The sequence below is a fragment of the Streptomyces sp. Alt3 genome, from assembly GCF_030719215.1.
GTDB classification, from domain to species: domain Bacteria; phylum Actinomycetota; class Actinomycetes; order Streptomycetales; family Streptomycetaceae; genus Streptomyces; species Streptomyces glycanivorans.
On sequence record NZ_CP120983.1, the window covers coordinates 3,875,404 to 3,888,819 of the forward strand.

At 69.2% G+C, this 13,416-nt stretch carries 14 protein-coding genes; 6 read left to right on the forward strand and 8 right to left on the reverse strand.

Annotation, left to right across the window (positions count from 1 at the left end):
* Positions 1 to 6: 6 nt before the first annotated feature.
* The gene (locus P8A20_RS16940; RefSeq protein WP_147961974.1) at positions 7 to 222 is read left to right on the forward strand and encodes a hypothetical protein; all 216 of its coding nucleotides are present in this window, start codon (positions 7 to 9) and stop codon (positions 220 to 222) included.
* A 376-nt stretch (positions 223 to 598) separates the two neighbouring features.
* Here P8A20_RS16940 and P8A20_RS16950 read toward each other — a convergent pair whose 3' ends face one another.
* The gene (locus tag P8A20_RS16950; RefSeq protein ID WP_306103782.1) at positions 599 to 1,087 is read right to left on the reverse strand and encodes a hypothetical protein; all 489 of its coding nucleotides are present in this window, start codon (positions 1,085 to 1,087) and stop codon (positions 599 to 601) included.
* Positions 1,088 to 1,098: 11 nt separating this feature from the next.
* Entirely contained in the window at positions 1,099 to 2,556 is a 1,458-nt protein-coding gene (locus tag P8A20_RS16955) for an NsdA family TPR-like regulatory protein (RefSeq protein WP_306103783.1), read from the reverse strand.
* Between the two features lie 159 nt (positions 2,557 to 2,715).
* Here P8A20_RS16955 and P8A20_RS16960 point away from each other — a divergent pair, with 159 nt between their 5' ends.
* The 3 genes from P8A20_RS16960 to P8A20_RS16970 all read left to right on the forward strand — a co-directional run bounded on the left by P8A20_RS16960 (position 2,716) and on the right by P8A20_RS16970 (position 4,344).
* A complete protein-coding gene (locus tag P8A20_RS16960; RefSeq protein ID WP_306103784.1) occupies positions 2,716 to 2,865 on the forward strand; it encodes a hypothetical protein in 150 nt (49 codons plus the stop codon).
* 265 nt (positions 2,866 to 3,130) lie between these two features.
* Positions 3,131 to 3,616 (forward strand): glycine-rich domain-containing protein, encoded by a 486-nt coding sequence (locus P8A20_RS16965; RefSeq protein ID WP_147961970.1) that lies wholly within the window; start codon positions 3,131 to 3,133, stop codon positions 3,614 to 3,616.
* 65 nt (positions 3,617 to 3,681) lie between these two features.
* A complete protein-coding gene (locus tag P8A20_RS16970; RefSeq protein WP_306103785.1) occupies positions 3,682 to 4,344 on the forward strand; it encodes a class I SAM-dependent methyltransferase in 663 nt (220 codons plus the stop codon).
* Positions 4,345 to 4,446: 102 nt separating this feature from the next.
* Here P8A20_RS16970 and P8A20_RS16975 read toward each other — a convergent pair whose 3' ends face one another.
* From P8A20_RS16975 to P8A20_RS16995, 5 genes are all read right to left on the reverse strand, one after another.
* Positions 4,447 to 6,180, reverse strand: a complete 1,734-nt coding sequence (locus P8A20_RS16975; protein WP_306103786.1) for a relaxase/mobilization nuclease domain-containing protein — start codon at positions 6,178 to 6,180, stop codon at positions 4,447 to 4,449.
* On the reverse strand, positions 6,177 to 6,737 hold the full coding sequence (gene mobC, locus P8A20_RS16980) for a plasmid mobilization relaxosome protein MobC (protein ID WP_306103787.1): 561 nt from the start codon (positions 6,735 to 6,737) through the stop codon (positions 6,177 to 6,179). The genes P8A20_RS16975 and mobC overlap by 4 nt, the downstream gene beginning before the upstream one ends.
* Before the next feature lie 757 nt (positions 6,738 to 7,494).
* A complete protein-coding gene (locus tag P8A20_RS16985; protein ID WP_306103788.1) occupies positions 7,495 to 8,367 on the reverse strand; it encodes a DUF2637 domain-containing protein in 873 nt (290 codons plus the stop codon).
* 419 nt (positions 8,368 to 8,786) lie between these two features.
* The gene (locus P8A20_RS16990) at positions 8,787 to 10,100 is read right to left on the reverse strand and encodes a DUF3631 domain-containing protein (protein WP_306103789.1); all 1,314 of its coding nucleotides are present in this window, start codon (positions 10,098 to 10,100) and stop codon (positions 8,787 to 8,789) included.
* Between the two features lie 233 nt (positions 10,101 to 10,333).
* The gene (locus tag P8A20_RS16995; RefSeq protein ID WP_147958455.1) at positions 10,334 to 10,564 is read right to left on the reverse strand and encodes a hypothetical protein; all 231 of its coding nucleotides are present in this window, start codon (positions 10,562 to 10,564) and stop codon (positions 10,334 to 10,336) included.
* 109 nt (positions 10,565 to 10,673) lie between these two features.
* Here P8A20_RS16995 and P8A20_RS17000 point away from each other — a divergent pair, with 109 nt between their 5' ends.
* Positions 10,674 to 11,339, forward strand: a complete 666-nt coding sequence (locus tag P8A20_RS17000) for a helix-turn-helix domain-containing protein (RefSeq protein WP_306103790.1) — start codon at positions 10,674 to 10,676, stop codon at positions 11,337 to 11,339.
* On the forward strand, positions 11,336 to 12,934 hold the full coding sequence (locus P8A20_RS17005) for a site-specific integrase (protein ID WP_306103791.1): 1,599 nt from the start codon (positions 11,336 to 11,338) through the stop codon (positions 12,932 to 12,934). Before P8A20_RS17000 ends, P8A20_RS17005 begins: the two co-directional genes overlap by 4 nt.
* Positions 12,935 to 13,223: 289 nt before the next feature.
* On the opposite strand, the gene P8A20_RS17010 is transcribed toward P8A20_RS17005, so the two are convergent.
* Positions 13,224 to 13,370: a hypothetical protein gene (locus P8A20_RS17010; protein WP_306103792.1), complete on the reverse strand. Its 147-nt coding sequence runs from the start codon at positions 13,368 to 13,370 to the stop codon at positions 13,224 to 13,226.
* Between the last annotated feature and the right edge of the window lie 46 nt (positions 13,371 to 13,416).

The window sequence follows — 13,416 nt, forward strand, 5'->3', positions numbered from 1 at the left end:
GGTGCTGTGAACGAGCAGGAGAAAACCCAGGCAAGAGCGGCTGCGCGCTACCTGGGCCGCTGGGTTTTCGGCACGCTCGCCCTCGGGACTCTGGCCTACACGGTCCTTGCAGTTGCGCTGGTCGGCGGGCGCGGTGCTTCCCTGCCGATAGCGATAATCCTGCTGGCCGCGGCCGTCAGCGGCGCGATGTGGCTGTGGCTGAAATTGCTCGACCGCCGATAAGTAACCCCGCCCGAAAGCGAGGTTACACAGAGAATTTGTCGGCCAATTCGATCCTTCCGCTTTGTCCCGCTGGGTCTATCCGGCGGGACAAAGTGAAAGTACTCTGCTATAACGCGGACCTGCTGCTGGCTTCTGCCGCCGTTCTTCACGATGTCGGCTACGCACCGGAGCTGGGCGTAACCGGCTTTCATCCGCTGGATGGTGCCCGGAGCAGACGAGCGGCTGGTTCAGTTGGTGGCGAACCACTCGATGGCATTGGGCAGAGCCGTACCCGCAGGACAGAAGGGCGAGGGCCCCGGGACGAACAGCGAAGCAACAATCGGCGTGTGACCACAACACCCGTCCTGGCCTCACGGCCGGGAACCTGGCGCGTTTGCTAGCGTCCGCGCCGCACGGCCCCGGCGGGCCAGACCACGTCGACCGCCAGCCCGGCCTGGCGGGCTTGCCCAACGGTGTCGGCAGTTCCGCCGCCCTTGCCCGAAGGAGGTGTGCCGTCCCACACCGCGACGAGGCGATCCGCGCGGCGCAGCAGCTCGGCGTTCGCCGCCTCGTAGGCAGCCCGGTTCGCCGTCGTGTGAGGCAGCGTCACCACCTCCCCGGCCGTCTCGACCAAGTGGTCGAAGACGGCGGCATGGCCCGGCTTGACCTTCGTGGCGCGGTAGTCCTCGGAGGGGATCACGGCGACGAGGCGGCCTCCGATCGCGGTCACCTCTTCCGCGAAGAGGCTGTCTGCCCCCGCGGCGATGCACGACACCCCGGTCAGGTCATCGCTGTACTTGGCGAGCAGGTCTCGCAGCGCGGCCCGTACCAGGGGCACGGTCTCGTCGGTCAGGTCCATGTGCCCGGTCACGGCAAGTGTCGTCATGCTCCCGTTCCTCAGCTCGACAGCAGGTCGCGGATACTATCCCGTGCCTCACGCACGGGCCGTGAAGCGCTGTGTCCCACGGTGTAGGGATACAGCTGCCCGAGCTGTGCACGGACACGCCCCGACTGCGTACCTCGCGCGGCCTGCACCGCCAGGACAGTTTCGGCGGCCGCGCCTTGGATGTCACCGGTGAGGAACTGGCACTCCGCCAGGCCGATGCGGTCGAGAGCGTGGGACCGCCCGGCCTCGGCACCCCGGGATGCCAGGGCGGCCCGGATTTGGTCCGCGGCCTGGGCGGCGTGGCGGCGTGGGTCTGTGCGGGAGAGGTCGAGGAGCCGTCCCCCGGTGACGCCCGCGAGTTCCGCCTCGTCGAAGTAGGCGATCCAGTACGGCTCGTCGCCATCCGCGCCGGCGTCGGAGAGGGCCTCGGCTGCCTTGGCCGTGGCCCGGTGGAATCCGGCGGTGCGGCCCTGTGCGGCGTAGGCCCACGCCTCGCGAGTGTGGAGCATGGCGCGGACCCGGGGGCCGATCGCGGCGCGGGCGCCCTCCTGGGCGAGGTGGATCAGCTGGAGTGCGTCGTCGGCCCGGTCACGGTAGAGCATCTGTCGGGCCATACCGGCCAGCACGTTGGCCCCGAAGACGACGTCTCCTCCGGCGTGGGCGGCGCGCAGGGCGAGGCGGTAGTAGTCCTGCGCGCGCCGGTGCAGGCCGGAGTCCCACGCCATGGTGGCCGCAGTGCCGGCAAGCTGCGCCATGACCCGGTACAGGCGGGCTGTGACTGCTGGGGCCTGGTGGTCGTCGAGGGCGCCGGAGACCTCGGCGAGCTGGCCGAGGACCGCTTTTCTCCGCAGGCCGCCGCCGTACTGGTGGTCCCACTGGCGGAACGCCCGCGCGGTGGTCTCCAATTCTTCGACTTCCCGCATCCCGAGTCGGCCCGGGCGGCGTTGCCCTGGGACGGCGGCGGCCGGAACGAGCCAGCCTTCGAGGCTGTCGAGGAGGGCAGCGCCGGTTACCGCGGCGCCGGCGAGGGCGCGGGTGAGGGCGCGTCGGTCCATCACGAGATCACTCCTGGTGAGGTGGGCAGCCAGGTTCACGGTGGCGTCCGGCCGCCACGGGATCTCGTCTGCGTCCGGCCGGGCACCTGACGTTTCTGGCTGGTCCTGCTGTGGTGTCGTGTGTTCGCCCTCCCAGGCGCGTGGCGCGAGCCCGAGCAGGCCGCCCGGGATGCGAAGGCCGTCGGCGATCCGGCAGACGACGTCGAACGAGGTGACGCGCTGGGCCCCGCTGATGATCGTAGAAACCTTGCCGGGGGTGAGCTGGCAGGCGGACGCGATGCGGTTCTGGGAGAGGCCGCCCCACTTCTTGATCAAAGTGAAGACAGCGGCGAAGTCGTGCTCGGTGAGCGCTGCCCGGACGTCTGCCCTGTCGAGCACGTCGGGGGCGAGCAGGCCGGGGGTGGTGGCATCCATGGGCTGACTTCCGTTGCGATCCTATGCACGCGCAGGCGCCTTACTGGAGCGCCAACGAGTGTATTACCGCCTCGGTAACCCCCGCCGGTCATCCCGCAGTTACCTCGCCGAGACGACGCTGTGGTGGCGACGGAAACCGCAAGCGACGCGGAGAGACCCATGGCGATGACGATGAAGGTGTACGAGGTGAACCGCGACGGCGGGATCCGGGTGCTGCAGCCGGAGGCCGAGGTGGTCCCCCTCGAACGGCCCGAGGCCAGCGACCGGTTCCCGGCCTGCGAGTGCCCGCGGTGCAAGGGACGGCCGTGACCGCCACCCGGGAACTCCCCCCGCTCGAAACCCTCACGTGGGACCAGTCCGCCGGCCGGGCCTGCGTCTGGTGCAAGCGGCTGCTCACGACCGGAGCCGTAAGCGCCGGCACCATCCGATGCCGCGACGGCGCCCACGTCCTCGACACCGAGGTCTGGGCCTGCCCCGAGTGCGACGCCGGAGAAACCCCACACACTTCCGCCCGGCCTACCGGCCAGGCGGGACCGCCCCAGCACAGGGGCACGTCCACCACAGGAGGAAGCACATGACCATCGCGTTGGAGCGTCCCGTGGGCACCACAGACCCGGCGACCCTCGTCGACCCCGAGATGTTGGAGCGGCTCGCCACCCGCATCACCAAGGCACAGCCCGACACTGATCTGCCTACCGCCCGCCGCATCGTCGGCCAGGCCGCGGCCTTCATCGCCGCGAGTGCGGCCCTACCCGGCGCCGCGCTGTCGCCGAGCAAAGCCGTGGACGTCGGCTGGCACACGTGGATCCTCCACACCGTCGACTACGCCGCGTTCTGCGACCGCCTCGCCGGACGGTTCATCCACCACGTCCCCACGCCGGAAGGCGAGGGCGTCGAAGGCGGGTCCGCAGCGGCCCGGCAGCGCACCCTCGACGCCATGGCGGCCGCAGGGTTCCGGATCGACCACGATCTGTGGCCCGATGCCGCCATGATGGGCGAGTGCTCCCAGTGCCACGCGGGTTGCACCGACAGCCCGAACGGCGGCAAGAAGTCTGCGTAGTACCACCCCTGTCAGCCGGCCGCCCGGTGCACAACCGGGCGGCCGGCCCCATGAACGGAGCAACAGTGACCGAGACCAAGGCATGGGACACGTACTCGCAGCAGAAGCCGGATCGGCGCCCCGTGAACGCGTCGGGCGACACGACCTGGTTCAACTGGACGCAGTACCCCGACCACGGCCCCGGCGCCGAAGTCCTCGGCGTCCGCCCCGGCTCGGCCGTCCTCGAACTGGGCTGCGGCAAGGGCGGCAACCTCGCCCACCTCGCGACCCTCGGCGCCCACGCGGTAGGGGTCGACGTCTCCCTCGATCAAATCAAGGCAGCCGGCGCCCGCTGGCCCGACATGCAGATGACACTGCACCGCACCGAAGCGACCCGCTTCCTTGAGGAGACCGGAGCCAGCTTCGACTCCGTGTTCTCCGTGTTCGGCGCCGTCTGGTTCACCGACCCCGCGGTCCTACTGCCCGCAATCCGCCGTCGGCTGCGCCCAGGCGGTGTCCTCGCCTTCTCGCAGCGGCCTCCGATCGAGGGCTGCTACGGGTGCCAGGCGTCGTACATCAACCGCTCCGAGGACCAGGACCCGCTCATCGTGAAGCGCTGGGACTACGAACCCGACCGGTGGGTGGAGCTCCTCACCGAGCACGGCTTCGCATCCCCGACCGCCCGGATCCTGCCTGCGCCGCCCGGACCGAGAAAAGTCGGCACGCTCCTCGTCCGCGCCCACGGATAGAACGCAGTGGTAGGCGGAAGCCCGAGTGCACGTGCGGTCGTGGGCCACCATGTGATCGTTTGCACTTCGATGGAGCATGGGCGATCGGGCTCTCCTTGTCGGTCAGCGGCGTGGGCGGCCCGGCCGGCTGGTGGGTGCTGTGGTTGTCGTGGGCGGCTGCGTGTCGTGGGACGGCACGCTGAAGGCTGAGGCGGTGGTGCTCCGTAGGCGGGCTGCTTCGGCGCGGCGGTTGGGTGCGGGGTTGCGGCTGGTGTGCTGAATGCGGGTGATCAGGACGCGGGCGGGCCTGTGAGCGGTGCCGAGCTCACGGCGGGCGGCGGCTTCCTTGAGGAGCTGGTGGGGTTTGTGGCCGCTGGCTTCGGCGTCGGCGAGGACCGTGACGAGCGCAAGCCAGCCAGGGTCGGAGAGGATCCGCTCGGCGTGTTCAGGAACGGCGGCCCGTACGTCGTTGGCCAGGATGCGACGGGTCTCCTCCTTGCAGGGCCGTGCTGCCAGTTCGGTGAGCGTCGGACTGAGCGCGTCGTCGGCTGCCGCCTGGAGGTGTTGGACGGCTTGGCGGGCGGCGGTGGCCTGGTGGGCGTGCCCCTTGGCCTCGTGCCAGCGTCCGGCGAGGACGGCGGCCCAGACGAGTGCGGCGGTCAGGGCGGCGAGGGCGCTGCCGTCGGGGCCGGTGGCGGTGTGTGCGATGTCGCGGGCCGCAGACCGCAGGGCGTGGGCGGCGCGGTCTTCGGCTCGGACCTGTGACCGCTGGGCACGGGCGAAGGTCCGGCTGGCCGCATGTAGTTGCGCACGGATATCTGCGGGGGCGTTCTGGGCGGTGGCTTCGATGAGTTCGCCCAGGGCGGTGATGTGTGCCTGCGCTCGTGCGTCCCCACCGTCGTCGGCGCTCGCGCCGGTGATCTCTGTGTGGAGGGTGTCGAGGGCTTCGGTGGACTGGTGCCAGGCGGTGGCGGGTCGGTTGCGCCGGGCGGTGGGGTGTTCCTCGGGGGCGCTGGTCTCCAGGCGGGCTTTCAACTTGGGCAGGGTGAGGTCGGGGGCGATCTTCCCGCCGGGGTGGTAGATCTGCTCGCCGTCCTTGTTCACGTCGCCGTGGCGGCCTACGGCGTAGCCGAGGAGGTCTCCAGAGGGCCCGCGGCGGGGCTTGACCAGGATTTCGTCGGCTTCGAGGTAGGCGAGGAGTTCCTCGGCGCTGGTGGCGTGCGGGATAGCGGCGCGGATGCGGTCCTGGAGCCACTCGCGGCTGGTCTGCTCCCAGCCGAGGCGCTCGGCCTTGTGCAGCTCGGCCTGGGTGGGGCGCCGGGTGCCGGTGCGGTCGCCCTTCATCAGGCGGCGCAGCCCGTAGTCCTTCTCAATCTCCCGGCAGGCGTCGCCGACACGGATGCCGCTGTCGTGCAGCTTGGGGCGGCGGCCGTCTTCGCGAACGGTGGTGGCGAGGATGTGGACGTGGTCGTCGGCGTGGCGTACGGCGATCCAGCGGCAGGCCAGGTCGTCGCCTTCGGGGGCGATGCCGGCCGCCTGCACGATGCGCTGGGCGATCTCGCCCCACTCGGTGTCGGAGAGGTAGCGGTCCTCGGGTGCTGCGCGGACGGGGCAGTGCCAGACATGGTCGGTGACAGGCTTGCCGAACTCGCTGTTGCGCAGGCGTACGGGCTCGTCGAGGTGATGGCCGAGTTCGGTCAGGGTGGCGTGTTCGTCGCGGCCGGGGTCGGGCATGCCGAGCATGGCGAAGGCGGCGACGAGGTGCGGGTCGAGGTGTTCGTCGTGCCGGCCGGGGCCGTAGAGGTAGGCGAGCAGACCGCGGGTGTTGGACCCGGCCGGTTTGATGGCGGCGATCACGTTGACGATTCCTCCCTCGGGTTGGTGGGCTGACGCAGGGCCTCGGCGATCAGGGTGAGCAGGCGGTGGAGTTCGTCGAGGCGCTGGCGAATGTCAGGCGGGTTGAGGTCGCTGTTGAGTGCGCGGGCGATCTGGTTGATGTTGCTACCGGTGCGGTTGAGGGCGCGCAGGACCTGGGCACGGAATATGTGGGTGCGGCGTCGGTCCTCGGACAGGGGGAGGTTCGCGGTGAATCGGCCGTCGATGAAGGCGAGGATGACGTCGGCGGCGAAGCCGGAGTCGCCCTTGTAGCCGTGCTCGGCTGCGGCCTCCTGCAGGCTGGTGCGCTCGTCGTCGGTGAAGCGCAAGGGGCCGACGCGCTTGAGGCGCGCGTCGCCGGTGAACCGGCGGATCGTTGGCTGGACGCTCTGCACAGGGGGTTCGCCGACGACGGGAACGTCAGTAGGCGTCGGGCGGAGGATCGCTTGCTGGGCGGCGTGAAGCGTGTCCGGGTCGGGGCCGCCCCCGGCCCCAGCTCCCTGGTCCGGCGCCCCCTGGCGCTGGGCCGTCTCCGCCACCCCCGGGGCGGAGGCTCCCGAAGACCGGCCAGGAGTCGGACTCGGGGTACTACTGGCTCCGCCAGGAGCCGTCCGTCCGAACGCCTGCCGCAGACGTTCTGTCAGCGTAGGCGGCTTCGTCGGCGGTATCGGCTCCTCGGAACGGTGCGGGTCATGCGTCACGTGCGGTCTCCAGGTAGAGGCGGGAGGGCGGACGGGCTGTCGGTGTCCCGTGCCACCGAACTTGGATCATTTGCCACTGAAGTTGGACCACTGGTAAACGTCCCCATACCTGACGACTGGTGCTGATGATCAAGGGATGCGAGGGGTAGGCGTCAACCATGGGCCGATGGTCGAAGTGGACAAGCGCCGGGGTGACCGTGGGGGTTGCGACGAGCACCGTCATGACCCTGGTGGGTAGTAAGCCTTGGGGGTGGGACTTCGTAGTCCTGAGCCTGATCACGTCGGTGGTCTACACCGTGATGGGACCGCTGATAGCACGCTCCCGCCGTCGTACCGAAGAGCGGGATGCGCAGCACATGCGGGACATCCGAGCGGCACGCCGCAGCCGGGGCTGACAGCAACCGGTTGGCTTTGACCGGTCCAACTTCAATGGCAAACGGTCCAGGTTCGATGTCAGAAGACACTCGGGAAGGTCCGTGAGCTGTGGGCGGTCACACGAATCTGTCCGCAGGTATGGATGAGTGAGCGGCGCGCGGGTCGGTGCACCGCTTGGCCGGGTGACCGGAACGGGTTCCGGTCACCCGGCATGTGCTGGTCAGCCGCTGGCCGGACCGCTTTCGGCGGAGGCTTTGAGTTCCTTCCGGAGGACGCCCATCACCTCAGTCAGCCGCTCACTGGAAATCGGAAGGCCCTTGTCCTCAACTGCCTTCCGGACGGTGGCCCGGGTGAGTTTTCCCTGCTCGGTACCAGCGGTCCTGCCGATCTCCACGAGTTCCCTAAGTGGGGCGCCAGGCGGGCGGCCGCCTCGGGGCTTGCTCGCCGGAACCTCCGCATGAAGTTCCGGAGACCCACCGGACGCGGCAACCGGTGGCTCCGTGACGGGGTCGGATTGTGCTGGCTCCGCCGGCTTTCCGGCGGACCGGAGAGGTGCAGTGACCGACGCCCTCACCACCTGCCCGGAACCTGCGGGCGAGGGCCGCTCTACGTGCTGGTGGACCTGTCGCATCAGTACGGCGAAGGCCACCATCGCGGCTGCCGGGGGAACCGCGGCCACCACGTAGTCGAGGAACGGGGTATCGCCGGTATCACGCGTGCCACTGACCCCAGCAACGTTCAGCGCTATGGAGCCGACCGAACCGATTACGGTCACAGCGATAGCCCATCGGTCGGTGACCCGGCGCAGGCCCGCCCGGAGCATGAGCAGCTCGCCCGCGACGATGAACGCGTCCAGGGTGGCGGGCCACGCCCAGCGGCGGACCGGTGAACCTCCCAGCCCGTGCTGCCCGGCGACGTCGGCCAAGTGCGCGTAGGAAAGACAGAACGCTCCGGCGGTCAGGGCGACGATGACGATGCCGGCTGCGAGAAGCGCGTAGCGCTCGGCATCGCCCCGGGGCGATGTTGGCCGTCCTTCGCCCGTCCGGCCGTCCGACGGCTGATGATGCGGGGGTGAAATGGGAGGGGTGGGCAAGCGGGTGCTCCTGAGGTGGTGGTGTGGTGCGTCTTTGGCGTCTTGGCCGTTGCAAGTGCAGGTCAGGGCGGTACGGCAGCAGCTCTGGCTATCCGTCTCGGCGGGTGCAGCCAGCGTCAGCTATGCCTCAGCAGGGCTCAGGCAGTTCGCCGCGCCTGAGCCCGGCCCGGAGTGGCCGTCTCCCGAATGGGGGACGGCGGCCTCGCGTCTTCCGTCTCGCCGACCAAGGCCGTGACCTGCACTGATACGGCATGGACGCGAAAGACGGTGCAAGACGGATCCGGACAGCGTCTTGGGCGGCCACGCCGGTGGTCGTGATCGCGTTGCCGTCTTGGCCCCGGTCGCCGTCTCGGCCGCAGGCCGTTTGACCTGCGAGATCACGGCAAGGACGGCAGGGACGGCAACCAGGGCGGCGGGCCTCAGCCCCTGTCGGGGGCGGGGCGGGACTCGACGGGGTGGACGGTGGGGCAGTACCGCCGCCAGCTGTCGAGGAACTTGTTGCGCGTGTAGCCCTTGCGTTGTGTTCCGTCGGCCATCCGGACGTTGCCCGGCCTGACGTCGAAGTCCCGCAGGAGCCTGCCTAGATCACGGGCGTTCAACCCGCCGCGACCCCACTCCGCCCATGGGCCTTCGGGGTCCTGGCGCAAGTGGTGGAGGAGGTCTTCGGTGGACAGGCTGTCCACCTCGCGCTGGGCGGCGAAGATCCGGCGGATGTCGGCGAGGATCCGTGCGCCGCCGGGGTGGTCCTCCTCGGCTGCCACTTCGGCGGCGACCATCCGTGCGCATGCCACTCGGGCCCGGCGCGGCCAGGGCCCCCCGGCCAGCTCGGCGACGATCACCAAGGGCTCCCAGGTGTCGGCGGCGCGGTCTTCGACCGGCATATCCGGCTCAAGGATCGCTGCCTCCTCCAGAAGCGGCCTGGCCCACGCGTTGATCCGGTCGCGCAGGTCGTGCAGGGCCGGGATGTCACGGCGGGAGCGGAAGGGCTTCACCTTCTCCCCCTCCGCCCGCCGACGCATCCGGATCACGACCGACCGGTCCATGACCGTGTCGGGCAGGTCGCCGATCCCTGCGATGGCCGCCATGGCGAAGGTGGCGAACTTGTGTGGGGTGTGGTCGTTACCGACGACCCGCGTCACATAACGCCCACGCTGATGACCGGCGTTGAGCAGGCCACGCGTCTCTTCGTTCCGCTCCGCCTGCTTCGGCGTACCGAAGATGGTGTCCGCCTCGTCCACCAGAAGCGTCGGCGGCTCCTCCTCGGTGATCGAGCGGAAGATCGCCGCAGGCGTGGTGTTGATCGTCAGCATCGGCTCGTGGACCGTCTCGGTCAGCACGTCCAGGAGCCGCGACTTACCGCACCGTTTAGCCGGCCCCACCACCGCCAGGCGCGGCGCGTGCTGCCACGCGGGCTGTAGGTGCGTGGCTACCACCCACAACGTGATTGCATCCAGCGCCTCCGCTGACGGCGGGATCACGAACTGGGCTATCTGGGCATGCAGTGCATCCAGCAGCGCGGCGCCCTGCGTCGACTCCGCATCAGGCATGTTCTCCAGCCCGCTCGACGCTTGCGCCCCAGCGGCGCCAGGCGCGGGCGCATCGCCGGTCAAGCTCGGAGCGGCGTCGTCAGGCTGTGTGGCGGACAGATGGGCACCAGGCCGGCCAGGAATTGCGGTGGGGGGCCAGCTCGCCTTGGCGGGCTCGGAATAGCCTTTGGGGTTCTCGGGTTCCACTGGACAGCTCCTCGTCTGGCGGTGGCGGGCTCGCCCGCCCATTCCGCCGGGTCGGTTCTCATCGGATCGCTGGGGAGTTATGGGGCCTCCGGCGTTGCACCGCCGGGGGCTCTCCCCCTTCCCGCAGGCACTGGGGTACCGCGAGGGAACACGGACAGTACGGTCACGCCCGTCCACAGTCCAGCGCTTCTGTGTCAGCTCAGCGCAGAACCCTTCGCTACGCTTCCGGCCTCTCATGCGGCCAGACCCAACAGGATCAGCAGATCCGCAGTCACGACCCGATAGGCGCTGCCCAACCGGAGGACCTTGCACGGGTACGCGCCGCGCTTCGCCAGTTCGTACCCCTTGCTCCGCCCGAGCCCCAGAGCACGGTTGCTGGTTTCGAGGTCAACGGCCACGGGCAGGGCGAGCAGGTCCTCACGACTCATCCCCTTCGGCGACCCCTCTGTGCTGTTTTCGCGCATGCGCCATCCCTTTCGGTACAGCCGTCGGCGAACGCGGCCAACACGTCCGGCTCCAGGCGTCTACCAATCAGGATCCACAAGCTAATGTGTCTGTATGACACAACGCCGTATGGATGATGATGCGGACGACTTCCCGGAGTGGGTGGACCGGGTCCAGGCGAACGTGGCCGGCGAAGTCCGACGCAGACGAAAGGAGATGGGGTGGAGCGCGCAGGAGCTGGCCGACCGGTGCGAGCAGCTCGGGCACCCGATCCCGCGCAACGTGATCGCCAACATGGAGTCCGGCCGCCGGGCCGGCCTGCCGCTGGTGGACGTCCTGGTGCTGGCCGCTGCCCTGGAGACGTACCCGGCCTGCCTCATCTTCCCGGTCGGCTACGTCAACCAGACCCAGGAACTCCCCTTCGAGCGGCTCGTGCCGACTTGGGACGCCCTGCGACGCTTCACCGGCGAGCAGGAGGTGCTGGGGCACGATGCCGGCCTAGTGCCCGACTTCGAGGCGCACGCCAGCCTCGTAGGGACGGCCCTGGCTGCACTCGACGAAGAAGAGCAAGCACGCTTCGCGGCCAGGACGGCAACGAGCCGCGCCCAGAAGGAAGAGGCCGAACGCAGGCGGACCGCGTACGCCGACCAGGCCGTCTCGGCCAAGTACAAGCTCCGGTACCTCCGTCGCGAGCTCCGCGAAGACGGAGCCATTCCACCCGATCTCCCGCCCGCACTCCACGACGTCGACCCGCCCGAATGGGTCCCCGATACCACCACGGAGGAACGCCCTTGAAGGGATCCACCCACCGCCGCTGCTACTGCCGAGACCCCAAGACCGGAAAGCCGCTCGGCAAGAAGTGCCCCAAGCTCGCCAGCCGCAAGCACGGCTCCTACTCCATACGCCAGGAACTCCCGCCCCGAGCCGACGGAACCCGCCGCTCCTTCAACCGCGCCGGCTACGAGACGTTGAAGGCCGCGCAAAGCGATCTGGACCACGTACGGGCCCTCATCGCCATCGCGGACTCGGACGATGATCACGACCTCGACCGGATCGCGGAGTTGCTCGAACAGGTCGCCGATGAGAAAGCTCCCCTGCCCGACATCGAGGACACCCGCAGGCGGTTCAGGGCGGGCTTGGACCTGATCGGACGGCGCACGGTGGGTGAGTGGCTCGATCAGTGGCTTGCTGCGAAGAAGTCACGAAAGACGACACTCAACGGGTACGCCTCCCACATCCGGGTCCACCTGAAGCCCCGCATCGGCCATGTCCGTCTCGACCGTCTCAACGTCGGCCACCTGGTGGAGATGTACGACGGCATAGCCGACGCCAACGAGGTGATCCAGGCGGAGAACCTCGAACGGCGCGAGCAGATCGCCAGGTGCAAGCCCAGCAGGCCCGGTCGTCCTGTCGCCTCCGAACGGGCACTGCTCGCCGTCGAACGGGCGAAGCTCGCCGAGATGAAGCCGTTCCGGAAGATCACCGGCCCAGCCACGCAACAGAGCATCCGGCGCACACTGCGAGCGGCCCTGAACGCGGCGATCGCGCAGCAGTTCATCACCTTCAACCCGGCCTCCCACGTCGAGCTGGAGTCCGGTAAGCGCCCGAAGCCGCTCCTCTGGACTGCGCAGCGAGTGGAGCGCTGGCGCGCCACGGGTGAGCTGCCTTCGCCGGTGATGGTCTGGACGCCAGCTCAGTTCGGAACGTTCCTGGACGCAGCCGAATCCGACCGGCTCTATGTGCTCTTCCACCTCGTGGGTACCCGGGGTCTTCGCAGGGGCGAGGCCGTCGGTCAGAACTGGACGGACGTCGACCTGGACGCCGGCCTCATCACACCAGCTAAGGAGATCGTGGTCGACGGCTGGGACCCGTACGAGTCCGCTCCCAAGACGGACGGGAGTGCTGGCACGATCGCCCTGGACAGCGTCAACGTCGCTCTCCTGCGAGAGCACCACAAGGCCATGCTGGAAGCCCGGGAGAAGTGGGACACCGCGTGGAAGGAGACCGGCAAGGTCTTCACTCGCGAGGACGGATCCTGGCTGCACCCGGAGACGGTCTCCGAGACGTTCCGGCGCATTCTCGCCACCACGGATCTGCCGCCCATCACCCTGCGCGATCTACGCCACGTCGCGGCCACTCTCACCCATGGTGGGGGCGGCGATCTGCACACGATCAAGGAGACGCTGCGTCACTCCACGATCACGCTGACCTCTGACACGTACACGAGCCTGTTGCCCGAGGTGGACAAGGCTGCCGCAGAAGCCGCCGCCGCTCTGGTGCCACGTGCCCGTAAGGCCCCCTCCGTAGCGCCCGCCGTCGGTCCGCTCACGCAAGAGGGCGGTAAGGACGAAGCGCCTCGACCGGCAGAAGCCGGTCGCGGTGTCGCATGAACCAACCCAGCATCCGCACAACAGTCCAGCGGCGAGGAAGGGCGGTGGCCCCTGGTCGTGGGTCACGGCGGAGATGTGCATGTCGATGCCAAGGGTGGCGGCGTGCTCAACGAGGTGCTGGCGGTAGCCGCCGTCGACCCAGGTCTTGCGGATACTGGCGCGCTCGACGGCGACACCCTCGATCACCGATGGCCTGCACCGAAGTCCTGCCCGCTCACGGCAGTGACCGGCACCCCGAGAAGTAGGCCGAGGGCGCCGAAGCAGATGCCCCGCTTGTGACCCGTGATCTTTACGCGGGTCGATTCCCGGTCGATGGGGAGACGTTGGCGGCGGTCTTGATGCTCTGGGAGTCGTGGGTTCGAAGGTGCGGCCTTCTGCTTGTCAGCAGTTGGCGTCCCAGGAGGCCGGTGAGCTGGTCGAAGTTGCCGTCGGTCACCGGAGCACCGTAGGCCAATCTCTGCCCTCGAGCCTTCCGGCGGAGG

Excerpts from the sequence above, each read along its gene's own strand:
- P8A20_RS16995 (WP_147958455.1), bottom strand. The coding sequence starts at position 10,564 with ATGCGCGAAAACAGCACAGAGGGGTCGCCGAAGGGGATGAGTCGTGAG.
- P8A20_RS16950 (WP_306103782.1), bottom strand. The coding sequence starts at position 1,087 with ATGACGACACTTGCCGTGACCGGGCACATGGACCTGACCGACGAGACC.
- P8A20_RS16965 (WP_147961970.1), top strand. The coding sequence starts at position 3,131 with ATGACCATCGCGTTGGAGCGTCCCGTGGGCACCACAGACCCGGCGACC.
- P8A20_RS16955 (WP_306103783.1), bottom strand. The coding sequence starts at position 2,556 with ATGGATGCCACCACCCCCGGCCTGCTCGCCCCCGACGTGCTCGACAGG.
- P8A20_RS17000 (WP_306103790.1), top strand. The coding sequence starts at position 10,674 with ATGGATGATGATGCGGACGACTTCCCGGAGTGGGTGGACCGGGTCCAG.
- P8A20_RS16960 (WP_306103784.1), top strand. The coding sequence starts at position 2,716 with ATGGCGATGACGATGAAGGTGTACGAGGTGAACCGCGACGGCGGGATC.